Here is a 25,517-nt window from a genome sequence, read left to right as displayed (position 1 = left end):
GATGGATCCGCGGCTGCTGCGCGCATACAATGAGGAACTCGCCTATCTGCGCGAGACCGCGCGCGAATTCGGCGAGGAGCATGAGACGGTCGCCGGCCGGTTGGGGCTGAAGACCCCGACCGACCCCGACCCCTATGTCGAGCGGCTAATGGAGGGCGTCGCCTTCCTCAATGCGCGCGTGCAGCTGAAGCTGCAGGATCAATATCCGCAATTCACCGAGCATCTGCTGCAGGCGATCCAGCCGCATTATCTCGCGCCGACGCCGTCGATCGCCGTCGTGCAGCTGGAGCCGCTGGACAGCGATCCCGGCCTTGCCGCGGGCGTCGCCGTACCGCGCCAGACCGAGCTGGTCGCCATCGCCGAGGATCAGGGTGGCGCGCCCGTCACCTTCCGTACCGGCCATGAGGTGAAGCTCTGGCCGGTGAAGATCGTCGAGGCGGAATATCTGAGTTCCCGCGCGGCGGTGGCGGCCTATGCCGGCCGCGCCAACGTGCGCGCCGAGGCGGGGCTTCGCCTGCGCATCGCATCGACCGCCAAGGTGCCGCTGGCCAACCTGCCGATCAGCGAGCTGCCCGTCTATCTCGACGGATCGGAAGCGATACCGGGCGAGCTTTACCGCCAGATTGCAGGCGAGTCGCTGGCGGTGCTCGCCGGGCCGCCGGGCAAGGAGGCGGAGTGGCGGCGGCTGGACCTGCCGCGCCAGCACGGCTTCGGCGACGACGAGGCGCTGCTGCCGGCGGAGCAGCGGAGCTTCCGCGGCTATCGCCTGCTCAGCGAATATTTCGCCTGCCCTGAGCGCTTCCTGTTCGTCACGCTGACCGACCTGGCCAAGGGCTTCGCGAAATGCGACGAGCAGTGCGACATCGTCATCCTGTTCGGCCGCAACGCGCCGGCGCTTACCGGCGCGGTGGAGCCGGCCAACCTCAAGCTGTTCGCCACGCCTGCGATCAACCTGTTCGAGATGCAGCTCGGCCGCGTGCCGGTGACGCCGTTCGAGCATGAGTTCCACATCATTCCCGACCGCACTCGGCCGCTCGATTACGAGCTGTTCCGGCTGACCGAGGTCAAGGCGTTCGGGCGCGACAATGCCGATCCGCGGCCGGTGGCGCCGCTCTATGCGTTCGGCGCACTGCTCTACGACTGGCGGGATGCGCTGTTCTACACGACGCAGATCCGCACGCGGCGCTTATCTACGCGCGAGCAAAGGGTGCGGCGGCGCTCCGACTATGTCGGCACCGAGACGTGGATCAGCATCACCGCCCCCGGCGAGGCGGAGCGGCTGGAGGGGATCAACGAGCTGGCGGTGCGCGGCCTCGTTACTAATCGCGAGCTGCCCGAGACGCTGACCTTTCGCGGCGACAGCCACTTCCAGCTGACCGGCTTTCCGGTGACGCGCGTGCGCGTCGTCCGCGCGCCGACCAAGCCGCGCCCGCCCATGGGGCTGAACGACGCGGCGTGGCGCGTGTTGGGGCACCTCACCCCCAATTACGCGACCCTGGCGCCGATCGACCGCGACGATCCGTCGGTGCTGCGCGATCACCTCGCGCTCTACGGCCGGCAGGACGATCCGGGGCTGCGGCGCCAGATCGATGCGGTGACGGGCGTGCGCGCGCGGATGGTGACGCGGCGCGTGCCGGGGCTGGACCGGATGGCGGTGGCGCGGGGCCTGCGCATCACGCTGCGCCTCGACGATGCCGGCTTCGACAATGGCCGCATGTTCCTGTTCGCCGCGGTGCTGGAGCAGTTCCTCGCCGAATTCACCACCGTCAACAGCTTCACCGAGTGCGTGTTCGAGACGCCGTTGGAAGGAAATTTCGCCCGATGGCCCCCGAGGATCGGCCGCCGACACAACATCTGAGCTTCCTCCGCACGGCCGCCGAGACGGTCAAGCGGTGGGGGCTGTTCCCGATGGTGCGGGCGGCGGAGGCGCGTGCGCCGCAGCTGCCGCGCGTCGGCCGCGCGCGCACGCCGGCGCAGAACATCGTCGATCTCACCTCCTCCCCCTCGATGAGCTTCGCGCAGACGACGCTCGACCGGGTGGAGGAGAAGCATGGCCGCGCGCGCATCCGGGGATTGTGGCCGGGGCTGATCGGGCCGATGGGCGCGCTGCCGACTCACCTGACCGAATTCGCCATCTACGAGGCCCGCTATGCCAAGGCGCGGCCGTTCGGCGAGTGGCTGGACGTGCTGGCCGGGCGGCAGCTGCAATTCTTCTACCGCGCCTGGGCGGATTCGCAGCCGACCGCCTCGCTCGACCGGCCGGACGATGACCGGTTCGGCGACTATCTGGCCGCGCTGACCGGCGCGCGCGAGGGCGTGCAGGCGGACAGCGCGTTCCCGGCGCAGGCGCGGCTGCACTATGCCGCCCTGTTCGCCTCGCGCCGTTCCGCCGCCGCCATCGAGGACGGGCTGACCCACCTGATGCGCCAGCCGGTGCGCCTGATCGAATATCAGCCGCGCTGGCGCGACATCGAGCGGGAGGATCGCACCCGGCTCGGTCGCAGCTTCGCCAGCCTCGGCGACGATGCGGTGCTGGGCGCGCGGGTGAAGGCGGCGTCGGACGCCTTCCGTGTCGAGATCCGTGCCAAGAGCCTGCGCGACTACAAGACGTTGCTGCCGGGTGGCACGCGCTTTGCCGTCGCCTCCGAGGCGCTCAACGCCTTCGCGCCGAGCCACCTGGAATGGGACATCGCGCTGAAGATCGACGAGGCGGACGCACGGCCGGCGCGACTCGACGGGCAGACGCAGCTCGGCTGGACGGGGTGGATGACGAAGGCGGACAAGCAGATTGTTCGCGGGGATGCGCATCTTCGTCGCCGGACGCGTGTGCGGCGTGGTAGTAATCGGCAATAATCGCCACAGATTCAGATCAATCGGGGGAGTAGGGCAAAGATGAGCGAAATCAGCAGGTCGGCGCTGTTCGGGCGCCTCAACCAGACGGCGCTCAAGGGCATCGAGACCGCGACCGGTTTCTGCAAGATGCGCGGCAACCCGTATGTCGAGCTGGTCCATTGGCTGCACATCCTGGTGCAGGACAGCGCCAACGATCTCGCCTCGATGCGCACCGCCTTCGGCCTCGACGACACGAAGCTGGCCAAGGACATCGTCGCGGTGCTCGACGGCCTGCCGCGCGGCGCCACCGCCATCTCCGACTTTTCGCCGCTGATCGAAGAGGCGATCGAGAAGGGCTGGCTCTATGCCTCGCTGCAGTTCGGCGCGGGGAAGATCCGCACCGGCCACCTCGTCTATGGCATGCTGCGCACGCCCAGCCTGAAGAATGCGCTGATCGGCATCTCGCCCGAATTCCGCAAGCTGAACGCGGACAAGATCGCGACCGAGTTCGCCAGCGTCACGACGCAGTCGAAGGAGCAGACCGAGGCGGGCGGCGGTTCGTCCATCCCGACCGCGTCCACCGCGCCCGACGGCACGCCGCAGTCCGGCGAAGCAGGGGCGCTGGAGAAGTTCTCCGTCGATCTCACGCAGCAGGCGCGCGACGGCAAGATCGACAAGATCGTCGGCCGTGACGCGGAGGTGCGCCAGCTGATCGATATCCTGCTGCGCCGCCGCCAGAACAACCCGATGCTGATCGGCGAGGCGGGCGTCGGCAAGACGGCAGTGGCCGAGGGCTTTGCGCGTCGCATCGTCGACGGCGACGTGCCGCCGGTGCTGAAGGACGTGACGCTGCGCTCGCTCGACATCGGCCTGATGCAGGCGGGTGCGAGCGTGAAGGGCGAGTTCGAGAAGCGCCTGCGTGCGGTGATCGACGAGGTGGAGGCTTCCCCCAAGCCGATCATCATGTTCATCGACGAGGCGCATACGCTGGTGGGTGCCGGCGGGGCCGCAGGCACGGGTGACGCCGCCAACCTGCTGAAGCCGGCGCTGGCCCGCGGGCGGCTGCGGACGATCGGTGCGACGACGCGCGCCGAATATCGCCAATATTTCGAGAAGGATCCCGCGCTCACCCGCCGGTTCCAGACGGTGGACGTGCCCGAGCCCGAGACGGACGTCGCAATCGACATGATCCGCTCGATCACCTCGATCATGGAGAAGCACCACAAGATCGTCGTGCTGGACGAGGCGGTGGAGCAGGCGGTTAAGCTGTCGCAGCGCTACATTCCCGCGCGCCAGCTGCCCGACAAGGCGGTGAGCCTGCTGGATACCGCCTGCGCGCGCGTCGCCGTGTCGCAGCATGCGACCCCCGCCAAGGTGGAGGACCGTGCCCGCCGCGTCGAACTGCTGAACGTCGAGCGCGAGATCGCGCAGCGCGAGGCCGAGGGCCAATATGGCAAGGCCGAGCGGGTGGCGAAGCTGGATGCGGCGATCGCCGAGGCGCAGGCGCAGCTGGATGAAGTTAACGCCAAGTGGGCGGGCGAGAAGCAGGCGCTGACCGACCTGATCGAGGCCCGCCGCGCGCTGGCCGAGGCGCGCAAGGGCACGGGCGAGGGCGCGGTGCCCGCCGACGAAGTTGCGCTGCGCAAGAAACTGGACGAGGCGATCCTCGCCATGGCGGCGGCGCATGGCGACGATCCGATGGTGTTCGGCGTGGTCGATGCCGATGCGGTGGCCGCGGTGGTCGGCGACTGGACCGGCATCCCGATGGGCCGGATGGTGAAGGACGAGATCGCGTCCGTCCTGACGATCGAGAATGAGCTGAAGAAGCGCGTCGTCGGCCAGGATTATGCGATGGATACCATCGCCAAGCGCATCAAGACGAGCCGCGCGAAGCTGGACAATCCGGGCAAGCCGGTCGGCGTGTTCATGCTGTGCGGCCCCTCCGGCGTCGGCAAGACCGAGACGGCGCATGTGCTGTCGGAGATGCTCTATTCGGGCGACGACTCGATGATCGTCATCAACATGAGCGAGTTCCAGGAAGCGCACACCGTCTCGACGCTGAAGGGCGCGCCTGCGGGCTATGTCGGCTACGGCCAGGGCGGCGTGCTGACGGAAGCGGTCCGGCGGCGGCCTTATTCGATCGTGCTGCTCGACGAGGTTGAGAAGGCGCACCCCGACGTCCACGAGATGTTCTTCCAGGTGTTCGACAAGGGCTTCATGAACGACTCGGAAGGGCGCTTCATCGACTTCAAGAACACGCTGATCCTGCTCACCTCGAACGTCGGCACCGACCTCATCACGCAATCTAGCGAGGATGAGGAAACGAAGCCCGATCCCGAGGCGCTGGCGCAGATGCTGCGGCCGGAGCTGCTGAAGGTGTTCCCGCCGGCGCTGCTCGGCCGCCTGATCGTGCTGCCTTATTACCCGCTGTCGCCATCGATGCTGACCGGCATCGTCAAGCTGCAGCTGGGCCGCATCGTCAAGCGCATTGCCGAGAACCACAAGATCGCGTTCAACTATTCGCAGGACGTGGTGGATCTCATCGTCTCGCGCTGCAACGAGGTGGCGAGCGGCGGGCGCGTGATCGACGCGATCCTGACCAACACGATGCTGCCCGAACTCTCCATCGCGCTCTTGGAGCGGCAGATGGCGGGGGACGAGGTGACGGCGATCCAGGTCGGCACCGACGCCAACGGTTTCACCTATTCGTTCACCACGGCGGATGATGCGCCCGCAGCGGCGAACGACGTGGGCGCCGCGGTGGCGGCGGCGGAGTAAGCCCGTGCCTCCCCGTCATGCCGGACTTGTTTCGGCATCCACCGTGCGGCACGGCCCTAAGCTGCTGGCCAGGCACCGCGGTGGATGCTGAAACAAGTTCAGCATGACGAAGGATTATCAGATGCGCCGGTTGACGATGTTCGTGGCGGCCTCTCTCCTGGCCGCCGCCGCCCCTGCGCTGATGACGTGGGACGGCCTTCTCTCCCGCCCCAAGCCGACCCTGCCCCGCGAGCGGATCGCCTATGGCGCGGATCCGCTGCAGTTCGGCGAGCTGTGGCTGCCGGCAAAGGGCGTTGCGCGCAGGCGGGCGGTGGTGATGATCCATGGCGGCTGCTGGCGGAGTGACGTGGCCGACCGCACGATCATGGACTGGGCGGCGGCCGATCTCGCCGTGCGCGGGCATCCGGTCTGGAACATTGAATATCGCGGCATCGACCGGCCGGGCGGCGGCTACCCGGGCACGTTCCGCGATGTCGCCGCGGCGGCGGATGCGTGGCCGGGGATCGCGACCAAGCACCGGCTGGCAGCGGATGCGCCGGTGGTGCTGGGCCATTCGGCTGGCGGGCATCTGGCGCTCTGGCTGGCGGCAAGGGGACGGTTGCCGCGGGGCAGCGTGCTGGCGGCGGCACGGCCGCTGAAGGTGGCGGGCGCGGTCAGCCTCGGCGGGCTGCCCGACCTTCAGGCGGCGCGCGACCTGCCGGGGAATGACTGCGGCGCGTCTGCCGTGCCGCTGCTGATCGGGCGCGGGCGCGCCGACCCGCTGGCGGATACCTCCGTGCCGCGGCTGATGCCGCTGGGCGTGCCGCAGATGCTGGTCAATGGCGGGGAGGACCGGATCGCGCCGCCGGCCATGGCGCGAGACTATGCGGCGGCTGCGCGAAAGGCGGGTGACCGCGTGCAGGTGATCGAGGTGCCGGCGCAAGGCCATGTCGAGGAGATCGCGCCGGGCACGCCCGCGTGGGCGGCCGCTTTGGCGGCAGTGGAGCGCTTCTAACCCTTCCGGCGCACCAGCAGGAACAGCAGCACGCTGGCGGCGATCACGCCGAAGAAGCCGGCAATCTCCGCCCAGGCACCCATGAACAGGATCGTCACCATGCTGGCGATGCCGATCACGGCGGCGATCGGGGTGACGGCGAAGGTGAGCGGCGCGCCTTGCGTCGCCACGCCGCGGCGGCGCAGCACCAAGGCGGCGGCGCAGGCGAGCGAATAGATGCCGCAGCTGGCGAGGCCTGCCAGCACCGCCAGGTTCTCGAACGTGCCCGTGAGCGCGAGGACCAGCGCGAGCGCGGCGTGGACGAGGATCGCCACCCACGGCGCAGCGGTGCGCGGATGCAGCCGGCCGAGCGCCGCCGGCAGCAGCCCGTCCCGGCCGAAGGCGAACAGGAAGCGCGGGCCGCCGAGCAGATCGCCTGCCACCCAGCCGGTCAGCGACAGCAACGTGCCGGCCAGCAGCAGCGCGCCCAGCCGCGGATCGATGCGCATCATGCCATCCGCCAGCGGCGCCGCCGACGTGGCGAGCGCAGCGCCCAGCAGCCCCTGTGCAACCAGCTGCACCGCGACATAGAGGAGGAGGACGAACAGCATCGCGGCGATCAGCGCGCGTGGCACGGTGCGCGCAGGGTCACGCACCTCGCCGCTGGTCGCCAGGATCGTCTCCATGCCGGAGAAGGCGAACAAGGCGAGGATCACCGCACGGCCGAAGCCCGCCGGCTCCAGCGCGCCTGCGGGCACCACCCGGTCCATCGCGAACCAGCCGACCGCGACGAACAGGCCAAGCGGCACGAGCTTCACCAGCGTCATGAGGATGACGATGCCGGTGCCCGCGCGCACGCCGAGGATGTTGATCGCGGCAAAGGTGCCGAGCACCGCCGCCATGATCAGCGCCCGCGCACCGGGGCCATGCAGCGCGGGCGCGATCGTGCCCGCCGCATCGGCGATCGCCGCCACCACGCCGCCGCATGCCAGCACCGCCGAGAGCCACAGCAGCATGCCCTGAACGAAGCCGGTCAGCGGGCCGAACGCCGCCTCCACCGTGCCATAGGCGCCGCCGCTGGTCGGCACGCGGCTGCCCGCCTCGGCAAAGCAGATCACCACCGCCGCCATCGCGATCGCACAGGCGACGTAGGCGAGTGGCGCATAGGGGCCGACCGCGGCGGAGAGGCGGGCCGGCAAAGCGAAGATGCCGCTGCCGACCACGCCGTTGACGATGGCGATGGCGAGCGCAACCGGCCCGATGCCGCGCACCAGCCCGGCATCGCGGGCGCGTTCGTCGGCGGCGATGCGTGACGTGGCGATGATGGCGTCCCCCGAAGTGCCTTTGGCCGCGAGCATTGCCCGGCACGCGGGATCGGCCAAGCGGAATATCGCCATCGGCCGCGGTCGCGCGTTAGGGAGGGGCATGACGCTCGACGATGCCCGTGCGGCCGATGCGGCCGATCCCTTGCGCGGCTTTCGCGAGCGCTTCGTGCTGCCGGACGGCGTGATCTATCTCGACGGCAATTCGCTTGGCGCGCTGCCTGCCGTGACGGCGGCGCGCGTGGCGCGGACGGTGGCGGACGAGTGGGGCAGAGGGCTGATCCGCAGCTGGAACGATGCCGACTGGCTCGGCGCGCCGCAGCGCATCGGCGCACTGATCGCGCCGCTGCTGGGGGCGGCGGAAGACGAGGTGATCGTCGCCGATTCGACCTCCGCCAATCTGTTCAAGCTGCTCGCCGCCGCGATCCGCGCGACCGGCCGCTCGACCATCCTGACCGAGCCGGGCAATTTCCCGACGGACCTGCATGTGGCGCAGGGAGTCGCGGCGCTGCTGCCGGGCGTCAGCGTCCGCGCCGCGCCGGCGGACGAACTCGCCGCCGCGCTGGACGGCGACACGGCGGTGCTGCTGCTCAGCCACGTCCATTACCGAAGCGGCGCGCGCCACGACATGGCGGCGCTGTCCGCCGCGGCGCGGGCGGCAGGCGCGCTGTCGCTGTGGGATGTCAGCCACTCGGTGGGGGCGGTCCCGCTCGATCTGGTGCGGGACGGCGCGGATCTGGCGGTCGGCTGCGGCTACAAGTTCCTGAACGGCGGGCCGGGGGCGCCTGCCTTCCTGTTCGTCCGCCGCGCGCTCCAGCCGACGCTCGCCTCGCCGATCACCGGCTGGATGGGGCATAAACGGCCGTTCGCCTTCGAGGACGATTATGCCGCGGGCGAGGGCATGACGCGCTTCCTAGCGGGAACACCGCCGATCCTCGGCATGGCGGCGCTGGAGGAGGGCGTGCGCATCCTCCGCGAGGTGGACATGGCGGCGGTCGCGGCCAAGTCGGCGGCCCTGTTCGACCTGTTCGCGGCGCGCGTGGCCGCGCTGGCACCCGAACTGCGGCTCGTCTCTCCGACGCAGGCGCGTGCGCGGGGCAGCCACATCGCCTTCGCCCACCCTCATGCGCATGAGATCGTGCAGGCGCTGATCGCGGACGGGGTAATCGGCGATTTCCGCGCGCCCGACGTGCTGCGCTTCGGGCTGACGCCGCTTTACCTCGGCCATGAGGATGTGTGGCGCGCGACCGACATCCTCGGGCGGATCATGGCGGGGGGGAGCTGGCGGGATCCGCGCTTCGCGGTGCGCGCGCGGGTGACGTGAGGGTCAAAGTTGCTCGGCGCGCAAAGCCGTCTCGAAATCCATTTCCGCATCAGTAACCATGCGCTGAAGCAGTCCGGGCATGAGGAATGCGTCGCGTTCCCCCCGCCGCGCGCGGGCGGCGCGGGCGAGCAGGTCCACCTGCTCGGGATGGGCTGGCAGAACGACGTCGGCGTTGAACCGCCTCAGCCTCCAGAAGCTTCTGCGATAATCGTCAACGATACCCGGATAGCCGCGATTGCCGACCAGCTTGTTGCCCGCGACGCTCAGGCTGCAGGGAAAGATCACCCGCAGGTCGCGGCCTTGCTCTTTCACCGTCATCCACCATGTCGTGCAGCCCGGGGTGTGACCGGAGGTCAGCTTCGGGGTGAGCGAGACTTCGCCGAGTTTAACCGATCCCGGTTCGAAGTCAGCGGCCCTCACACTTTCGTCCACCTTCACGGGCGGGAAGCGGACGACTCCGTAGCTCGTCTCCGACGGCGGGATGCCGCTCTCCAGCGCAGACCGGTCCGCGGCGCTAGCGAGCAGGCGCGCGCCAGTGTCACGCTTCAGCCGCGCCAAGCCTCCGGCGTGATCGAAATGGGCGTGGCTGTTGAGCAGCAGCTTCACGGAGGACAGCGGCACGCCGAGCGAGCGGATGTTGCGCTCGATCGCCGGTACGTTCCGCTCGAGCGTGCCGTCGATCAAGATCGCACCCGCGGACGTGCGGATCAGCCATGACGCGAGGCCCTTGGTGCCGACGTACCAGATCGGCCCGACCACGTGGAACGGCGCGGTCGGGCGCGACCATGCCGGCGGATCGGCGGCTTGGGCGGGGGCGGCGAGTGCCAGAAGGAGTGCCGCACCGCGGCTGAGATACTTCGTCATGCTGAACTCGTTTCAGCATCCACCCTGCGGTGCAACCAGCGGCCGCAAGCCGGGCCGCACGGTGGACGCTGAACTAGGTTCAGCATGACGGAGGAAGTCAGGTCGTCGCTTCTTACAGGTCGACCAGCAGGCGCATCGGATCCTCGATCGCCTCCTTAATGCGGACGAGGAAGGTCACCGCCTCGCGCCCGTCGATTAGGCGGTGATCGTAGGAGAGCGCGAGATACATCATCGGCCGCGCAACGATCTGGCCGTTCCGCACCACCGGCCGATCCTCGATCCGGTGGAGGCCCAGCACCGCCGACTGCGGCGGGTTGATGATCGGGCTGGAGAGGAGCGAGCCGAACACGCCGCCGTTGGAGATGGTGAAGGTGCCGCCGCGCATCTCCTCCATCTTCAGCGTGCCGTCCTTGGCGCGCTTGCCGAAGTCGGCGATCGTCTTCTCGACGCCGGCGAAGCTCAGATCCTGCGCATCGCGGATGACGGGCACGACGAGCCCCTGCGGCGCGGACACCGCGACCGAGATGTCGGCATAGTCGCGATAGACGATCTCGTCGCCCTCGATGCTGGCATTGACCGCCGGCACGTCCTTCAGCGCGAGGCACGCCGCCTTGGTGAAGAAGCCCATGAAGCCGAGGCGGATGCCGTGCTTCTTCTCGAACAGGTCCTTGTAGCGGGTGCGCGCCTCGATCACAGCGGTCATGTCGACGTCGTTATACGTCGTCAGCATGGCGGCGGTGTTCTGCGCCTCCTTGAGGCGGCGGGCGACCGTCTGGCGCAGGCGCGTCATGCGCACGCGCTCCTCGCGGCGGCTGCCTTCCCGCGGGGCGGCGGACGGCGTGGTGGCGGGAGCGGATGCGGGCGCGGCGGGCGCCGGCTTGGTCTGGCCGGCGGCGGCGATCACATCGTCCTTGGTCAGCCGGCCGTCCTTGCCCGTGCCCTTGATCTTGGAAGGATCGACCTGATGCTCCAGCACCGCGCGGCGAACCGCCGGCGACAAAGTGAGCTGCGCATCGGCATCGGCGGGGGCGGAGGCGGGCTCCGCCGGCGCGGCGGCTTCGGCCTGGCCGACGGCGGTGCGGTTCTCCGCAGCAGGCGTGGCGGCGGTGGAGGCGCTGCCCGCCTCGATCTGCGCGATCACCGCGCCGACCTCGACCGTGTCGCCTTCCGCCACCGCCTGTGCGCCCATCACGCCCGCGACGGGCGCATTGACCTCGACCGACACCTTGTCGGTCTCGAGGCTGGCGATCGGCTCGTCCGCCGCTACCGCCTCGCCCGGCTGCTTCAGCCACTGGCCCAGCGTCGCCTCGGTGATCGATTCGCCGAGGGTCGGCACCTTCACTTCCGTCGCCATGATCTGTCCTACCGCCTTTGTCGGGACCGACTGGTCCTTACCGTTCGTGCCGAGCGTGTCGAAGCATCGTTCTGCCCTGTGCCGAAGATCCGTCCTCCGGCGGGCTCAGGGCGAACGAACTGCCTCAGCCCGCCTGCTGCTTCGACTGCGCACCTGCGCCGATCGCCGCGGCCACCTCCGCCGTCGGCTCGCCGAGGGCTTCAGCGACGAGCGCCTGCTGCTGCTCGGCATGCTTGCGGGCGAGGCCGGTCGCGGTCGCCGCCGAAGCCTTGCGGCCGGCATAGCGTGCGCGGCGCACCGGCCCTGCGGCCTGTGCCAGGCACGCCTCGATCAGCGGCTCGACGAAGAACCAGGCACCGTTGTTCTTCGGCTCCTCCTGCGCCCACACCACGTCGCGCAAGCGCGGCATGCGCGCGATCCGCGCGGCCAGCGCGTCGGACGGGAAGGGATAGAGCTGCTCGATGCGGACGATGCTGGTCGTCTCGTCGCCCGATTTGTCGCGCGCCTCGGCCAGATCGTAGAACACCTTGCCCGAGCACAGCACCAGCCGCTCGACCTTGTCGTCCGCCGGCGCCCTGGGGTCGGAGAGGATGCGGCGGAAGTGGCTGTCGCCGGTGAAGTCGGCGAGGGTGGAGACCGCCTCCTTCTTCCGCAGCAGCGACTTGGGCGTCATGATGATGAGCGGCTTGCGGAAGTTGCGCATCATCTGCCGCCGCAGCACGTGGAAATAATTGGCCGGCTCGGTGATGTTGCAGACCTGGAGATTATCCTCCGCGCAGAGCTGGAGATAGCGCTCCAGTCGGGCGGAGCTGTGCTCCGGACCCTGGCCCTCATAGCCGTGCGGCAGCAGCAGCACGAGGCCGTTGACGCGCAGCCACTTGGCCTCGCCCGCGGCGATGAACTGGTCGATCATCACCTGTGCGCCGTTGGCGAAGTCGCCGAACTGCGCCTCCCACAGCACGAGCGTGTTGGGCGACTGGCTGGCATAGCCATATTCGAAACCCATCACGCCGAATTCGGACAGCGGGCTGTCGAGCACCTGAAAACTGCGATCGACTGTGCTGAGCGGGATATATTTGTGCCCGTCCTTCTGATCGACCCAGACGGCGTGGCGCTGGCTGAACGTGCCGCGGCCCGAATCCTGGCCGGAGAGGCGGACGGCATATTTGTCCTGCAGCAACGTGCCGAAGGCGAGCGCCTCGGCGGTCGCCCAGTCGATGCCCTCGCCCGACTCCAGCATCTGCCGCTTGGCCTCGAGGATGCGGGCGAGCGTCTTGTGGATCGACAGGTCGGCCGGGGGCGTGGTCAGCACCTGCGCCAGCTCGGCGATCCGCTCGGGCGTGACGCCGGTCGCGGCGGCACGGCGTTCGCTGATCGTGTCGCGCGGCGCGGCGAAGCCCGCCCAGTCGCCCTCGAACCAGTCCGCCTTGTTGACGCGGTAGCCCTTAGCCGCTTCGAAATCGGCCTCGAGCAGCGCGATATAGTCGCGGCGCTGGCCCTCGGCCCAAGCCTCGTCGATCACGCCTTCCTGCGCGAGGCGTGCGGAATAGACGCCCGACACGCCCGGCTTCACCTTGATCGCGTCATACATGAGCGGCTGGGTGAAGCCCGGCTCGTCGCCCTCATTGTGGCCGAAGCGGCGATAGCACCACATGTCGATCACGACATCGCGCTTGAACGTCTGGCGGAACTCGGTCGCCACCTTGCAGGCGAAGGTGACCGCCTCGGGATCGTCGCCATTGACGTGCAGGATCGGCGCCTGGACCATCTTGGCGATGTCCGACGGATAGGGCGAGGAGCGCGCGAACTGCGGCGAGGTGGTGAAGCCCACCTGATTGTTGATGACGAAGTGGACGGTGCCGCCCGTCGAATAACCGGCGAGCCCGGAGAAGCCGAAGCACTCCATGATGATGCCCTGACCCGCAAAGGCGGCGTCGCCGTGCAGCAGAATGGGCATCACCTTCTCGCGCTTCACGTCGCCGAGCTTGGTCTGCTTGGCGCGCGCCTTGCCGAGCACCACCGGATCGACCGCCTCGAGGTGCGAGGGATTGGGCGCGAGGCTGAGATGGACGCTGCGGCCGTCGAAATCGCGGTCGGTAGAGGTGCCGAGGTGATATTTCACGTCGCCCGAGCCGCCGACATCCTCCGGATTGGCCGACCCGCCGGCGAATTCCGCGAAGATGGCGCGCGCGGGCTTGCGCATCATGTTGGTCAGCACGTTCAGCCGGCCGCGGTGCGCCATGCCGATGACGACCTCCGTCACGCCATATTGCGAGCCATATTTGATCACCGCCTCAAGCGCGGGGATCGCGCTCTCGCCGCCGTCGAGGCCGAAGCGCTTGGTGCCGACATATTTGCGGCCCAGGAATTTTTCCCACTCCTCCGCCTGGATGACGCGGGCCAGGATGGCCTTCTTGCCCTCGGGCGTGAACTGGATCTCGGCGTCCTTGCCTTCCATCCGCTCCTGCAGGAAGCGGCGCTCGGCGACGTCGCCGATGTGCATATATTCGAGACCGACCTTGCCGCAGTAGTTGCGGCGCAGGATCGCGACGATCTCGCGCACCGTCGCGCGCTCGAGGCCAAGCGTGCCGCCGAGATAGATCTCGCGGTCCATGTCGCTGTCGAAGAAGCCGTGGAATTCGGGCGTCAGGTCCGCCGGCAGATCGCGGCGGGTGAGCCCCAGCGGATCGAGATCGGCGGCCAGATGGCCACGCACGCGGTAGGTGCGGATCAGCATCTGCGCGCGGACCGCATCGGACAGCGCCTGCTGCGTCGCCTCACCCGCATCGGCGGCCGGCGTCGGCGCGGCAGCGGGCTTGGCCTTGTCCGCCTTGGGCGGCAGGGCGGACTGGGTGGGGTCGAGCCCGGCGGTGAGCGCGTCGGTGTCGCTCAGCGGCCAGTTGCTGCGCGTCCAGCTCGGGCCCGTCGCCTGGTCCAGCCCGTCGAACCAGTCGCGCCAGCCCTCCGACACCGTCTCGGGGTTCTTGCGCCATTGGCGGTACAGCCCCTCGACAAAGCCGGGGGAGACGCCTTCGACGCCGCTCAGTTCACTCGGTTCGAAACCCACTGGACCAAATCCTCACCCGCGGGACTGACTCCCGCGGGCGACGCATATAGGTGCATTCGTCCCGCGGGTCAGCCCGCTAATTGTCTGAGTTATCCCTTCAGCACCTCGACCAGCGTCTCGCCGAGCAGCGACGGGCTGGGCGACACGCGGATACCCGCAGCCTCCATCGCCGCGATCTTGTCCTCGGCGCCGCCCTGGCCGCCGGAGACGATCGCACCGGCATGGCCCATGCGACGGCCCGGAGGCGCGGTGCGGCCGGCGATGAAGCCGACCATCGGCTTGGAGCGGCCACGCTTCGCCTCGTCGGCGAGGAACTGCGCGGCCTCTTCCTCGGCGGAGCCGCCGATCTCGCCGATCATGATGATCGACTTGGTCGCCTCGTCGGCGAGGAACAGCTCGAGCACGTCAATGAAGTTGGTGCCGTTGACCGGATCGCCGCCGATGCCGACCGCGGTGGTCTGGCCGAGGCCGACGTTGGAGGTCTGGAACACCGCCTCGTAGGTCAGCGTGCCGGAGCGCGACACCACGCCGACCGAACCCGGCTTGAAGATGGAGCCGGGCATGATGCCGATCTTGCACTCGTTCGGGGTCAGCACGCCCGGGCAGTTCGGCCCGATCAGGCGCGACTTGGAGCCGGCCAGCGCACGCTTCACGCGCACCATGTCGAGCACTGGAATGCCCTCGGTGATGGTGACGATCAGCGGCACTTCCGCATCGATCGCCTCGAGGATCGAATCGGCCGCGAAGGGCGGCGGGACGTAGATGACGGACGCGGTCGCGCCCGTCTTCTCGATCGCCTCGTGCACCGTGTCGAAGTTCGGCAGGCCGAGCTCCTCATGCGTGGTGCCGCCCTTGCCGGGCGTCACGCCGCCGACCATCTGCGTGCCGTAATCCAGCGCCGCCTTGGTGTGGAAGGTGCCGGTCTTGCCGGTCATTCCCTGAGTGATGACCTTGGTGTTCTTGTCGACGAGGATGGACATCTTTCGTCTTTCGCCCTTGTAGCGGGAGGAATGGAGGCAGTCGGCGGGCGGTGTCAGGCCAGCGTGCTGTCGATGCCCTTGCAGGCGACCAGCAGTTCCTTGACGGCATCGACGGAGACCTGGAGGTTGGCCTTGGCCGTCTCGTCCAGCTCGATCTCGACGATCTCCTCCGCGCCGCCCGCACCGATCACCACCGGCACGCCGACATAGAGGCCGTCCACGCCATACTTGCCTTCGACATAGGCCGCCGTCGGCAGAATGCGCTTCTGGTCGTAGAGATAGGCCTCGGCCATCGCGATGCCGCTGGTGGCGGGCGCGTAGTAAGCCGAACCGGTCTTGAGCAGGGCGACGATCTCGCCGCCGCCCGAGCGGGTGCGCTGCACGATCGCGTCGATCCGCTCCTGCGTGGAACGGCCCATCTTGACGAGATCGGGCACGGGAATGCCGTTCACGGTGCTGTACTGCGGCACCGGCACCATCGTGTCGCCATGGCCGCCCAGCACGAAGCTGTTCACGTCCTTCACCGACACGCCGAACTCGTCAGCGAGGAAGTGGCTGAAGCGCGCCGAATCGAGCACGCCGGCCATGCCGACGACCTTGTTGTGCGGCAGGCCGGAAAATTCACGCAGCGCCCACACCATCGCGTCGAGCGGGTTGGTGATGCAGATGACGAACGCGTCGGGCGCGTTGTCGCGAATGCCCTCGCCGACGGCCTTCATCACCTTCAGGTTGATGCCGAGCAGGTCATCGCGGCTCATGCCGGGCTTCCGCGCGACACCGGCGGTGACGATGATCACGTCCGCGCCGGCGATGTCGGCATAATCGTTCGAGCCGGTGATCTTGGTGTCGAAGCCTTCGACCGGGCCGCACTGGCTGAGATCGAGCGCCTTGCCCTGCGGCACGCCCTCCACCACGTCGAACAGCACGATATCACCCAGCCCCTTCAGGGCAGCCAGGTGGGCGAGCGTGCCGCCGATATTGCCAGCGCCGATCAGCGCGATCTTCTTGCGAGCCATGTCTCTCCCCTCGGACGTGCGGACGCACGGGAATGCGGCCACGCCCAATGGGGCCGCGGGTCGGCACGCCGCTTAGCTGCGCTGCGGCAGAGGGGCAACCGTTTGATTGCCGATCCGGGCACGATCTTCTAGGTGCAGCGCACAGCATTTCTCCGACAGGAAAGCGTTCCATGGCTGACTATGACTTCGACGTGCTCGTGATCGGCGCGGGCCCGGGCGGCTATGTCGCCGCGATCCGCGCGGCGCAGCTGGGCCTGAAGACCGCATGCGCGGAGAGCCGCGAGACGCTGGGCGGCACCTGCCTCAATGTCGGCTGCATCCCGTCCAAGGCGCTGCTGCACGCGTCCGAGCTCTATGAGGAAGCCGCGGGCGGCGCGCTGGCGAAGCTGGGCGTGAAGATCGAGGGGATGAGCCTCGATCTCGACGCGATGCACGCGCAGCGGCTGGACGCGGTGAAGGGCCTGACCGGCGGCATCGAATATCTGTTCAAGAAGAACAAGGTGGAGTGGCTGAAGGGCCGCGCCAGCTTCGAGTCGGCCGATACCGTGACGGTCGGCGGGCGCACCGTGCGCGCGAAGAATATCGTCATCGCGACCGGCTCGTCCGTCACCCCGCTGCCGGGCGTGACCGTCGACCATGATCGCATCGTCGACTCGACCTCCGCGCTGGAGCTGCCCAAGGTGCCGGGCCACATGGTTGTGATCGGCGGCGGCGTGATCGGGCTGGAGCTGGGCTCCGTCTGGCGGCGTCTGGGCGCCAAGGTGACTGTGGTCGAATATCTCGACCAGATCCTGCCCGGCATGGACGGCGAGGTCCGCAAGGAAGCCAACAAGATCTTCAAGAAGCAGGGATTCGAGTTCAAGCTGTCGACCAAGGTGACGGGCGCGGAGACGAGCGGCGAGGGCGTCACCCTGACGCTGGAGCCGGCGGCCGGCGGCGCGGCCGAGACGATGCAGGCGGATGTCGTGCTGGTCGCCATCGGCCGGCGCCCGAACACCGAGGGGCTGGCGCTCGACAAGGCGGGCCTCCAGGTCAACAAGCGGGGCCAGGTTGACATCGACCATGATTTCCGCACGAGCGTGCCCGGCATTTGGGCGATCGGCGACGTCGCGCCCGGGCCCATGCTCGCCCACAAGGCCGAGGATGAGGGCATCGCCGTGGCCGAGAACATCGCCGGCCAGACGGGCATCGTGAACCATGCGGTGATCCCGAGCGTCGTCTACACCAATCCCGAGATTGCCGGCGTCGGCCTGACCGAGGAAGCGGCCAAGGAGCAGGGCGAGATCAAGGTCGGCAAGTTCCCGATGCTGGGCAACAGCCGCGCCAAGACCAATCATGAGCCCAACGGCTTCGTGAAGGTGATCGCGGATGCCAAGAGCGACCGCGTGCTGGGCGTGTGGATCATCGCCGTGCCCGCCGGCACGATGATCGCACAGGCGGCGCAGGCAATGGAGTTCGGCGCGACCAGCGAGGACATCGCCTACACCTGCCACGCCCACCCGACGCATTCGGAGGCGCTGAAGGAAGCGGCGATGGCGGTGACGGGCAAGCCCATCCACGTCTGATCCGTCCCGCCCGTAGCGGCGGGCCGGGAACCCGAATCGGCCGGCGCATCGTTCCACCTCCGCAAAGGAGTGACGAACGATGCGCAAGACGATCCCCCTCGCCGCCGCGGCCGGCGCGCTCGCGCTCACGGGATGTGGGCCGAAGGCACTGACATTGCCGGCCGATCCGGTGGAGCAGGCCGCGACCTGCGGCGTCGTTGCCGCGGCGGGCGCCCGCGTCGGCCAGGCGGCGGATGCCATCTCCAAGCCGCTGCCGCTCGCCGCACAGGCCAAGACGATCCACTATGCGCTGCTGGCCGGCGCCGCGTCCGAGCCCTTCTCGCAGGAGCGGGTCGCCGCGGTGGTGAACCGCATGCCGCAGATCGGCGACCAGGTGACCAAGGGCAAATGGCAGGATCTCGCGCCGGCCTGCGCTGCCGCCTATCCGCAGGCGGAGGCGGCGACGCCGGTGACGCTGCCCAAGGACGCGCTCGACGCGCAGCTCGGCTGCTACACGCTGGCCGCCTTCCTGGAGAAAGCGTTCGCCACGCAGGGGGATGCCTATCTCAGCGACACGTCGGCGTGGAGCGCGATGCGGCGCAAGCTCGATGACCGCATCGGATCGAAACTGTCGGCACGCGGCAAGGACGATGCCGAGTCGCAGGCGTCCGAGCGGGCGGATGCGCTGGGTGAGGCGGCGAAGCTCGGCCCGCCGGTGAAGGTGATGGAGGCGTGCGTCGCGCGGTTCGGGTGAGGGTCTGACGGGTGGATGCGGCGGCTCGCTCCGCTGCATCATCCTGCGCTAGGGAGGGGGCGTGACCCCGCTTCCGCCCCACCTCAGCGCCGTCTTCCCGCTGCTCGACCTGATCGGCATCGCGGTGTTCGCCGCATCCGGCGCGCTGGCAGCGGCGCAGCTGCGGCAGACGATGGTCACTTTCGCCTTCTTCGCGGTGATCACCGGCACGGGTGGCGGCACGCTGCGCGATTTGCTGATCGGCGCGCCGGTCTTCTGGATCCGCGACGCCTCGGCCCTGGCGGTGTGCCTTGCCATGGCGGCGATCGTCTGGATCAGCCCGCGCGGCCTGTGGCGCCCGCGCGCGCTCGACTGGTTCGATGCGGTCGGCCTTGCCGCCTACGCGGTCTATGGCGCGGCGAAGGCGCTGCGCTTCGGCGTGCCGCCGCTGCCCGCCGCGGCGATGGGGGTCGTGACGGCGTGCGTCGGCGGCATCCTGCGCGATGTGCTGGCGGGTGAGCCGTCCATCCTGCTGCGCCCCGAAATCTACGTCAGCGCGGCGGCACTGGCGGCGGGGCTGTTCATCGGGCTGACGCTGCTCGGCACGCCGTTCGGCTGGGCCGCGGTGGCGGGCGGCGGCGCCGGCTTCCTCCTGCGCGCATTGGCGATCGCACGGGGGCTGGCGCTGCCCGCCTATCGCAGGTGAGCAGCGCGGCGTGCGGCTCAGCCGCGTTGCGCGCCCTCATGGTCGCTCACCGTGCCGGTATCCGGCTGCACGTCGTCCGACTTGGTCGCGCTGGTGGCGGACGCATCGGGATTGAGCGCCTTGTTGACCTCGACGCGCGTGCCGACATCCGTCGCGACGCGGCCGCCGCTGCGCGAGGCTTCGCCGCCGCCGCCGGCCTCATCGGCCATGCGCTCGATCAGATCGTGATCGTCATTGGCGCGCGCGGTGTCGGCGCGGTCGATCGGGGGCTGCTGGTCCATGGTCAAACTCCTTCAGGGATGAGGAGAGAATGACCCGCAGCTTCCGCCGTTCCGATCAGGACGCCTCCGTTCCGTCCAGCAGCTTGATGATCGCGGAGAAATCAAGCCCGGCGGAGCCCGCATTGGCAAAGGCCTGGTAGAGAGACTCGGCCGCCGCCCCCATCGGCACGGCAGCGCCCGCCTCATGCGCGGCGGCCATGGCGAGCTTCAGGTCCTTCAGCATCAGCGCGGTGGCGAAGCCGCCCTGATAGCCGCGATCCGCTGGCGATTCGGGGCCGACACCGGGCACCGGGCAATAGCTGGTCATCGACCAGCTCTGGCCCGTCGCCTTGGACGAGATGTCGAAGAAGGTCTGCTGGTCGATCCCGAGCTTCTTGGCCAGCACGAATGCCTCGCACGTCGCGATCATGTTGGCGGCGAGCAGCATGTTGTTGACGATCTTGACCGCCTGACCTGCGCCCGATGCGCCGGCGTGGATCACCGCTTTGCCCATGCCGGCGAGAATCTCCTGCGCCGCGGCGAAATCCTCCGCGCTGCCGCCCACCATGAAGGTGAGCGTGCCGCCATTGGCGGCGGCGATCCCGCCCGAAACGGGTGCGTCGACCATGCGATAGCCGGCGGCTGCCGCATCCGCCGACACGGCCTTGGCCGACGCGCCGTCGATGGTGGAGCAGTCGATCAGCAGCGCGCCCGCGGGCGCCTTGCCGAGCACCTCGCCGGCATAGACCGCGCGGACATGCTTGCCCGCGGGCAGCATGGTGACGACCACCTCGGCATCGGCCACCGCCTCCGCCGCGGAGCCGGCGACCGTCGCGCCGGCTTCGGCGGCACGGTCCAGCGCCGCTTGGGCCAAGTCGAAGGCGCGGACCTGGTGGCCCGCCTTGACCAGATTGGCGGCCATGCCACCGCCCATGTTGCCGAGCCCGATGAAGCCGATCCGCGCCATGTGCGGGTTCCTTGAATGAAATGGGGTCAGAAGGTCAGCGGCCGGCCCAGTTGGCGGCGCGCTTCTCGACGAAGGCGGTCATGCCCTCGGCCTTGTCGTCGGTGGCGGTGAGGCCGTTGAACAGCCGCCGCTCGAACAGGATGCCCGTGCCGAGCGTCGATTCGAAGGCGAGGTTCACCATCTCCTTGTTGGCGATGGCGGCGAGCGGCGGCATCGACGCGATCGTCTTCGCCATGTCGAGCGCGGCGGGCACCAGCTCGGCCAGCGGCACGATCTTGGAGCAGAGATTGCCCTTCTCGGCCTCCACCGCATCCATCATCCGGCCGGTCAGGCACATGTCCATCGCCTTGGACTTGCCGACCGCACGCGTCAGCCGCTGCGACCCGCCCATGCCGGGCGCAACGCCGATCTTGATCTCGGGCTGGCCGAACTTGGCATTGTCGGCGACGATCATGATGTCGGCCATCATCGCCAGCTCGCACCCGCCGCCGAGCGCGAAGCCCGCAACGGCCGCGATCCACGGCTTGCGCGTGCGCGTCACCTGCTCGAACCCCGCGAAGAAATTCTCCGCATACATCTCGGCAAAGCCCTTGGCCTGCATCTGCTTGATGTCGGCGCCGGCGGCGAACGCCTTTTCGCTGCCCGTCAGCACCAGGCAGCGCTGCTCGGGATCGGCGTCGTAGGCGGCGAAGGCATGGATCAGATCGGCCAGCACCTGCGTGTTCAGCGCGTTCAGCGCCTGCGGGCGGTTGAGGCGGACGAGCGTCACCGCATCGTGGCGCTCGATCAGCAGGGTTTCATAGTCGGCCACGGCTCAGCTCTCCAGTTCCAGCGGATCCCAGGTCTTCTTGGCAGGCAAGGCGGTGAAGATCGCGTCGACCATCGCGTCGGTCACGCCCTCGGGCGTCGCGGGGTTCCACACCGGATTGCCGGTCTTCTCGATCAGCGCCGCGGTGACCCCCTCGAGGAAGTCGTGCTGGCGATACATGCGCGAGACGACCGCATATTCCAGCCGCATCTCGTCCTCGAAGGTCGGCTGGCGCGGGCTCTCCGTCAGCAGCCGCAGCGACACCTTGCAGGCGAGCGGGGAATGCTTGCGGATGCGGGCGAGCTCCTTGTCCGCCCACTCGGACCCGTCTGCTTCCAGCGCAGCGAGGATGTCCTCCAGCCGGTCGGAGGCGAACAGGCGGTCGATCCGCTCGTAATTGCTCTCGATCCGGGCGGGCGGCGGCGTCTCGGACGCGTCCGCCAGGATCTGCTCGACGTCGCCCGGCCGCTCGGTCAGCGCCTGCTTGACCGCGTCGAGCCGGTCGGACGGGATGTAATGCGTGGCGAGCCGGAGCGCCAAACACTCCGCCCCGTCGAGCCGCGCGCTGGTGAGGGCGAGGAACTGCGCCGCACGCCCGCGCAGGCGCGAGAGATAACGGCCCGCGCCGACATCGGGGAACAGGCCGATCGCGGTCTCGGGCATGGAGAAGACCGTCCGCTCGGTCGCGACGCGGTAGCGGCAGGGGCAGGAGATGCCGACGCCACCGCCCATGGTGATGCCGTCGAGGAAGACGACGCCCGCTTTCGGATAGGAATACATCAGATGGTTCATCCGATATTCCTGGTAGAAGAAGGCATCACCCGCGGCGCCGTGGCCTTCCGCGCTCTTGGCGATCGTCACCACGTCGCCGCCGGCGCAGAAGCCGCGGCCCTCGGCATGGTCGATCAGCACCAGCTCGACCGTGGGATCGTTGCGCCACTCAACCAGTGCGCGGGTCATCGCCTGCACCATGTCGAGGGTGAGCGCATGGATCGCCTTGGGGCGGTTCAGCCGCAGCCGGCCGACGCGTCCGTCGACGTGCGTCAGCACCTGATCCTGGGTCATGATGTTCACTGGCGCGTTTTCCTGAATTGTCACTGGTCGGCCAGCGCGTATGAACCCGGAGCGGGCTCGATCGCCGGCAGTGCGCCTTCACCAACCTCTCGCGCCGGCACGCGCTCGGCAGAACCGTGCGCGCCCAGCCACTCATTCCAGGTGGGCCACCATGAACCTGGCAGCTTCTCCGCCCCGGCGAGCCATTCGTCGGCGCTCTCCGGCATATCCGGGTTGCGCCAGAAACCGTGCTTGTTCGCGGCCGGCGGATTGATCACGCCGGCATTGTGCCCCGATCCGCCGAGCAGGAAGGTCACGTCGCCGCCGAACAGGCGCGCGCCGCGATAGACCGCGTCCCAGGCGGAGACGTGATCGTCCTTCAGCGCGATCGACAGGATGGGGGTGCGGATCGCGCCGAGATCGATCGGCACGTCGACCACCTTGAACGCCGCCGGCTCGCGCAGCCGGTTGTTGTAGAGCAGCTCGCGATTGTAGGATTTCAGGAAGGCGGCGGGGATGCGCGCGCCGTCCTCGAACCAGTAGAGCAGGTCGGACGGCGGGGCCGGCCGGTCGAGCAGATAATGGTTCACGACGGACGACCAGATCAGGTCGTTCGCGCGCACCGCGCTGAACAGCTGCTGCAGCTCGTCCGCATGGATGTAGCCGCGCTTGGCGGTATGTTCGTCCAGTGCATCGAGATGCGCCTCGTGGACGAAGGCGGACCAGTCGCGCATGTCGCCGAAATCGACCATGGAGCCGATCAAGGTCGCCGAGTTGGCGCGCTCCGCCTCGCCCTTCGCCGCGAGATAGGCGAGCGCGATGGCGATCAGCGTGCCGCCCAGGCAGAAGCCGAACAGGTCGGTGCCCGTCCGCCCCGTCGCCCGCTCCACGGCGCCGAGCGCCTCGATCACGCCCTCGGTGACGTAAGCGGAGACATCCGCATCGCGCTGAGCCTCACCCGGATTGACCCAGGAAATGACGAACACGGTGCGCCCCTGCTCGACCAGCCAGCGTACCATCGATGCCTTCGGCTTCAGGTCGATCATGTAATAGCGGTTCACCAGCGGCGGCACGTAGAGCATCGGCTCAGCCGCGACGTCCGGCGTTGTCGGATCGTACTGGATCAGCTGGAACAGGCGGTTCTGGAACACGACCGAGCCGGGCGTGGCGGCGATCGTCTCGCCCTTTTTGAACGCGTCCGGATCGGTGCGGCGGCGGACGATGCCGCGGCCGCTGGCGGCATCCTCCAGCAGGTTGGCGAAGCCGGCAACGAGGTTGGCGCCGCCCGTCTCCACCGTGCGGCGCGCCGCCTCGGGGTTGGTCAGCGGAAAGTTGCTGGGCGCGACCGCGTTGAGATAGCTCTCGACGAGGAAGTTCAGCATTGTCTTGCCCGGGCCCTCGCCCGCCGTCTGGTCGTTCAGCTGGCGCAGCTGGCGGCTGGCGAGCAGATAGGCATCGCGCAGCGTGCGATAGGCGGGGTCCTCCGCCCATTGCGGATCGGTGAAGCGCCGGTCCCCGCGCGCGATCGGCTGCTCCGCGCCTTGCCCGCGGAAAGTGGCGGCCCAGAAATCGGCCCACTCGCCCATCGCCTGCGTCTGGAGCTTGAACAGATCCTGCGGCCGCGACGCCCAATCCGCCATCGCGCCCAGCATCGACTGGAGGATGGGGGCGGGATCCCACGGCCGGCTGGCGGCAGGGGTGGGGGGCGACTTGGCGAGCGACAGCATCGCCGCGCCGGCGCGCTGCATCGCCTCGCTCCACTGGGCGACGGCGGCGGGGCGGGCGGTGTCGCTCATCCGCGCACCAGCTCGCGGCCGACGATCATGCGCATCACTTCGTTGGTGCCTTCGAGAATGCGGTGGACGCGCAGGTCGCGCCAGATCCGCTCGATCGGATAGTCCATCAGATAGCCGTAGCCGCCGTGCAGCTGCAAGGCGCGGTCGACCACCGCCTGGCCGGTATCGGTGGCGAAGCGCTTGGCCATGGCGGCGAAGCGCGTCTTGTCCGGTGCGCCTGCCGTCACCTTCGCAGCGGCGGCGTAGAGCAAGGCGCGCGCGGCCTGCAGCTCCGTTTCCATGTCGGCCAGCGTGAACTGGGTGTTCTGGAAGTCGGCAATCGCCTGGCCGAACTGGCGGCGGTCCTTGGTGTAGCGGATCGCCTCGTCCAGGCAGCGCTGCGCACCGCCGAGCGAGCAGGCGCCGATGTTGAGCCGCCCGCCATCGAGGCCGGACATCGCGATCTTGAAGCCGTCCCCCTCCGCGCCGACGAGGTTCTCCGCGGGCACGCGCACACCGTCGAAATTGACCTGCGCGGTCGGCTGCGAATGCCAGCCGAGCTTGCGCTCCTGCGCGCCGAACGACACGCCGGGCATGTCCTTCTCGATGACGAGGCACGAGATGCCCTTCGGCCCCTCAACCCCGGTGCGGACCATGACGACATAGACTTCGTTCTCGCCGCCGCCGGAGATGAACGCCTTGGAGCCGGTGACGACATAATCGTCGCCGTCCCGCACCGCGCGCGTCTTCAGCGCGGCCGCGTCGGAACCCGAGCCCGGCTCGGTCAGGCAGTAGGAGCCGAGCCGCGTGCAGCTGACCAGATCGGGCAGGTATTTCGCCTTCACGGTGTCGCTGCCGAAGCGGTCGATCATCCACGCGGCCATGTTGTGGATCGAGATGAACGCGGACGTGGAGGGACAGCCATAAGCCATTGCCTCCATGATCAGTGCGGATTCGAGCCGGCCGAGGCCGATGCCGCCGCTCTCCTCCGACACGTAGATCGCGCCGAAGCCGAGCTCGGCCGCGGCGCGGATCGTGTCGCGGGGAAAGATGTGATGCTCGTCCCACTCCGCCGCGAAGGGCGTGATCGCGTCCGCGGTGAACCGCTGCGCCATCTCCTGAATGGCGCGCTGGTCGTCGTCGAGATCGAACTGCGTCATC

20 protein-coding genes are annotated in these 25,517 nt (G+C 68.8%); 8 read left to right on the top strand and 12 right to left on the bottom strand.

All coding sequences use genetic code 11. From position 1 onward, the window contains the following. Position 1: 1 nt before the first annotated feature. The 4 genes from tssF to BM360_RS13825 all read left to right on the top strand — a co-directional run bounded on the left by tssF (position 2) and on the right by BM360_RS13825 (position 6,604). Positions 2 to 1,858, top strand: coding sequence for a type VI secretion system baseplate subunit TssF (gene tssF / locus BM360_RS13840; protein ID WP_093315561.1), 1,857 nt, complete (start codon positions 2 to 4; stop codon positions 1,856 to 1,858). Next, positions 1,822 to 2,853 (top strand): type VI secretion system baseplate subunit TssG, encoded by a 1,032-nt coding sequence (tssG, locus tag BM360_RS13835; RefSeq protein WP_093315559.1) that lies wholly within the window; start codon positions 1,822 to 1,824, stop codon positions 2,851 to 2,853. The genes tssF and tssG overlap by 37 nt, the downstream gene beginning before the upstream one ends. 39 nt (positions 2,854 to 2,892) lie before the next feature. Further along, on the top strand, positions 2,893 to 5,610 hold the full coding sequence (tssH, locus tag BM360_RS13830; protein ID WP_093315558.1) for a type VI secretion system ATPase TssH: 2,718 nt from the start codon (positions 2,893 to 2,895) through the stop codon (positions 5,608 to 5,610). A gap of 121 nt (positions 5,611 to 5,731) precedes the next feature. Further along, positions 5,732 to 6,604 carry an alpha/beta hydrolase gene (locus BM360_RS13825; RefSeq protein WP_242653483.1) on the top strand — a complete coding sequence of 291 codons (873 nt, stop codon included), beginning with the start codon at positions 5,732 to 5,734 and terminating at the stop codon, positions 6,602 to 6,604. Here BM360_RS13825 and BM360_RS13820 read toward each other — a convergent pair. Then, positions 6,601 to 7,965, bottom strand: coding sequence for an APC family permease (locus tag BM360_RS13820; protein WP_165611311.1), 1,365 nt, complete (start codon positions 7,963 to 7,965; stop codon positions 6,601 to 6,603). The two genes, BM360_RS13825 and BM360_RS13820, sit on opposite strands and share 4 nt — an antisense overlap. Before the next feature lie 43 nt (positions 7,966 to 8,008). On the opposite strand from BM360_RS13820, the gene kynU reads away from it, so the two are divergent. Continuing rightward, the gene (gene kynU, locus BM360_RS13815; RefSeq protein ID WP_093315554.1) at positions 8,009 to 9,229 is read left to right on the top strand and encodes a kynureninase; all 1,221 of its coding nucleotides are present in this window, start codon (positions 8,009 to 8,011) and stop codon (positions 9,227 to 9,229) included. A 3-nt stretch (positions 9,230 to 9,232) separates the two neighbouring features. On the opposite strand, the gene bla is transcribed toward kynU, so the two are convergent. The 5 genes from bla to mdh form a co-directional block, all read right to left on the bottom strand. Continuing rightward, positions 9,233 to 10,093 carry a subclass B3 metallo-beta-lactamase gene (gene bla / locus BM360_RS13810; protein ID WP_093315552.1) on the bottom strand — a complete coding sequence of 287 codons (861 nt, stop codon included), beginning with the start codon at positions 10,091 to 10,093 and terminating at the stop codon, positions 9,233 to 9,235. 112 nt (positions 10,094 to 10,205) lie between these two features. Beyond that, positions 10,206 to 11,447 (bottom strand): 2-oxoglutarate dehydrogenase complex dihydrolipoyllysine-residue succinyltransferase, encoded by a 1,242-nt coding sequence (gene odhB / locus BM360_RS13805; protein ID WP_093315550.1) that lies wholly within the window; start codon positions 11,445 to 11,447, stop codon positions 10,206 to 10,208. A gap of 124 nt (positions 11,448 to 11,571) precedes the next feature. Beyond that, positions 11,572 to 14,514, bottom strand: a complete 2,943-nt coding sequence (locus BM360_RS13800) for a 2-oxoglutarate dehydrogenase E1 component (RefSeq protein WP_093315548.1) — start codon at positions 14,512 to 14,514, stop codon at positions 11,572 to 11,574. 89 nt (positions 14,515 to 14,603) lie between these two features. Next, the gene (gene sucD / locus BM360_RS13795; RefSeq protein ID WP_093315546.1) at positions 14,604 to 15,494 is read right to left on the bottom strand and encodes a succinate--CoA ligase subunit alpha; all 891 of its coding nucleotides are present in this window, start codon (positions 15,492 to 15,494) and stop codon (positions 14,604 to 14,606) included. Between the two features lie 53 nt (positions 15,495 to 15,547). Further along, on the bottom strand, positions 15,548 to 16,510 hold the full coding sequence (gene mdh, locus BM360_RS13790; RefSeq protein WP_093315544.1) for a malate dehydrogenase: 963 nt from the start codon (positions 16,508 to 16,510) through the stop codon (positions 15,548 to 15,550). A gap of 170 nt (positions 16,511 to 16,680) precedes the next feature. On the opposite strand from mdh, the gene lpdA reads away from it, so the two are divergent. The 3 genes from lpdA to BM360_RS13775 all read left to right on the top strand — a co-directional run bounded on the left by lpdA (position 16,681) and on the right by BM360_RS13775 (position 19,493). Beyond that, entirely contained in the window at positions 16,681 to 18,075 is a 1,395-nt protein-coding gene (lpdA, locus tag BM360_RS13785) for a dihydrolipoyl dehydrogenase (protein WP_093315542.1), read from the top strand. Positions 18,076 to 18,154: 79 nt separating this feature from the next. After that, on the top strand, positions 18,155 to 18,808 hold the full coding sequence (locus tag BM360_RS19630) for a hypothetical protein (protein WP_093315541.1): 654 nt from the start codon (positions 18,155 to 18,157) through the stop codon (positions 18,806 to 18,808). A gap of 61 nt (positions 18,809 to 18,869) precedes the next feature. Continuing rightward, a complete protein-coding gene (locus tag BM360_RS13775; RefSeq protein ID WP_093315539.1) occupies positions 18,870 to 19,493 on the top strand; it encodes a trimeric intracellular cation channel family protein in 624 nt (207 codons plus the stop codon). Positions 19,494 to 19,510: 17 nt separating this feature from the next. Here BM360_RS13775 and BM360_RS13770 read toward each other — a convergent pair whose 3' ends face one another. From BM360_RS13770 to BM360_RS13745, 6 genes are read right to left on the bottom strand one after another with little or no spacing between them, the layout of a single operon-like run. Then, positions 19,511 to 19,774 carry a hypothetical protein gene (locus BM360_RS13770; RefSeq protein WP_093315537.1) on the bottom strand — a complete coding sequence of 88 codons (264 nt, stop codon included), beginning with the start codon at positions 19,772 to 19,774 and terminating at the stop codon, positions 19,511 to 19,513. Positions 19,775 to 19,829: 55 nt separating this feature from the next. Beyond that, a complete protein-coding gene (gene mmsB, locus BM360_RS13765; RefSeq protein WP_278247455.1) occupies positions 19,830 to 20,750 on the bottom strand; it encodes a 3-hydroxyisobutyrate dehydrogenase in 921 nt (306 codons plus the stop codon). A 4-nt stretch (positions 20,751 to 20,754) separates the two neighbouring features. Then, positions 20,755 to 21,531 carry an enoyl-CoA hydratase-related protein gene (locus BM360_RS13760; protein WP_093315533.1) on the bottom strand — a complete coding sequence of 259 codons (777 nt, stop codon included), beginning with the start codon at positions 21,529 to 21,531 and terminating at the stop codon, positions 20,755 to 20,757. Positions 21,532 to 21,534: 3 nt separating this feature from the next. Then, positions 21,535 to 22,593: an enoyl-CoA hydratase/isomerase family protein gene (locus BM360_RS13755; protein ID WP_093316058.1), complete on the bottom strand. Its 1,059-nt coding sequence runs from the start codon at positions 22,591 to 22,593 to the stop codon at positions 21,535 to 21,537. 29 nt (positions 22,594 to 22,622) lie between these two features. Beyond that, positions 22,623 to 24,377 carry an alpha/beta fold hydrolase gene (locus BM360_RS13750; RefSeq protein ID WP_093315531.1) on the bottom strand — a complete coding sequence of 585 codons (1,755 nt, stop codon included), beginning with the start codon at positions 24,375 to 24,377 and terminating at the stop codon, positions 22,623 to 22,625. Then, positions 24,374 to 25,516 (bottom strand): acyl-CoA dehydrogenase family protein, encoded by a 1,143-nt coding sequence (locus tag BM360_RS13745; RefSeq protein ID WP_093315530.1) that lies wholly within the window; start codon positions 25,514 to 25,516, stop codon positions 24,374 to 24,376. The genes BM360_RS13750 and BM360_RS13745 overlap by 4 nt, the downstream gene beginning before the upstream one ends. Position 25,517 lies beyond the last annotated feature (1 nt).

The sequence above is a fragment of the Sphingomonas jatrophae genome (assembly GCF_900113315.1).
In the GTDB taxonomy this organism is placed as follows: Bacteria; Pseudomonadota; Alphaproteobacteria; order Sphingomonadales; family Sphingomonadaceae; genus Sphingomonas_P; species Sphingomonas_P jatrophae.
The sequence above is the reverse complement of the archived record's forward strand: the minus strand, read 5'-3'. Positions and strand labels throughout refer to the sequence as shown.

Coding starts and splice junctions, on each gene's coding strand:
- BM360_RS13755 (WP_093316058.1), bottom strand. CDS start 22,593: ATGACCCAGGATCAGGTGCTGACGCACGTCGACGGACGCGTCGGCCGG.
- BM360_RS13770 (WP_093315537.1), bottom strand. CDS start 19,774: ATGGACCAGCAGCCCCCGATCGACCGCGCCGACACCGCGCGCGCCAAT.
- bla (WP_093315552.1), bottom strand. CDS start 10,093: ATGACGAAGTATCTCAGCCGCGGTGCGGCACTCCTTCTGGCACTCGCC.
- lpdA (WP_093315542.1), top strand. CDS start 16,681: ATGGCTGACTATGACTTCGACGTGCTCGTGATCGGCGCGGGCCCGGGC.
- tssH (WP_093315558.1), top strand. CDS start 2,893: ATGAGCGAAATCAGCAGGTCGGCGCTGTTCGGGCGCCTCAACCAGACG.
- kynU (WP_093315554.1), top strand. CDS start 8,009: ATGACGCTCGACGATGCCCGTGCGGCCGATGCGGCCGATCCCTTGCGC.
- sucD (WP_093315546.1), bottom strand. CDS start 15,494: ATGTCCATCCTCGTCGACAAGAACACCAAGGTCATCACTCAGGGAATG.
- BM360_RS13750 (WP_093315531.1), bottom strand. CDS start 24,377: ATGAGCGACACCGCCCGCCCCGCCGCCGTCGCCCAGTGGAGCGAGGCG.
- odhB (WP_093315550.1), bottom strand. CDS start 11,447: ATGGCGACGGAAGTGAAGGTGCCGACCCTCGGCGAATCGATCACCGAG.
- BM360_RS19630 (WP_093315541.1), top strand. CDS start 18,155: ATGCGCAAGACGATCCCCCTCGCCGCCGCGGCCGGCGCGCTCGCGCTC.
- BM360_RS13745 (WP_093315530.1), bottom strand. CDS start 25,516: ATGACGCAGTTCGATCTCGACGACGACCAGCGCGCCATTCAGGAGATG.
- tssG (WP_093315559.1), top strand. CDS start 1,822: ATGGCCCCCGAGGATCGGCCGCCGACACAACATCTGAGCTTCCTCCGC.
- BM360_RS13825 (WP_242653483.1), top strand. CDS start 5,732: ATGCGCCGGTTGACGATGTTCGTGGCGGCCTCTCTCCTGGCCGCCGCC.
- tssF (WP_093315561.1), top strand. CDS start 2: ATGGATCCGCGGCTGCTGCGCGCATACAATGAGGAACTCGCCTATCTG.
- mdh (WP_093315544.1), bottom strand. CDS start 16,510: ATGGCTCGCAAGAAGATCGCGCTGATCGGCGCTGGCAATATCGGCGGC.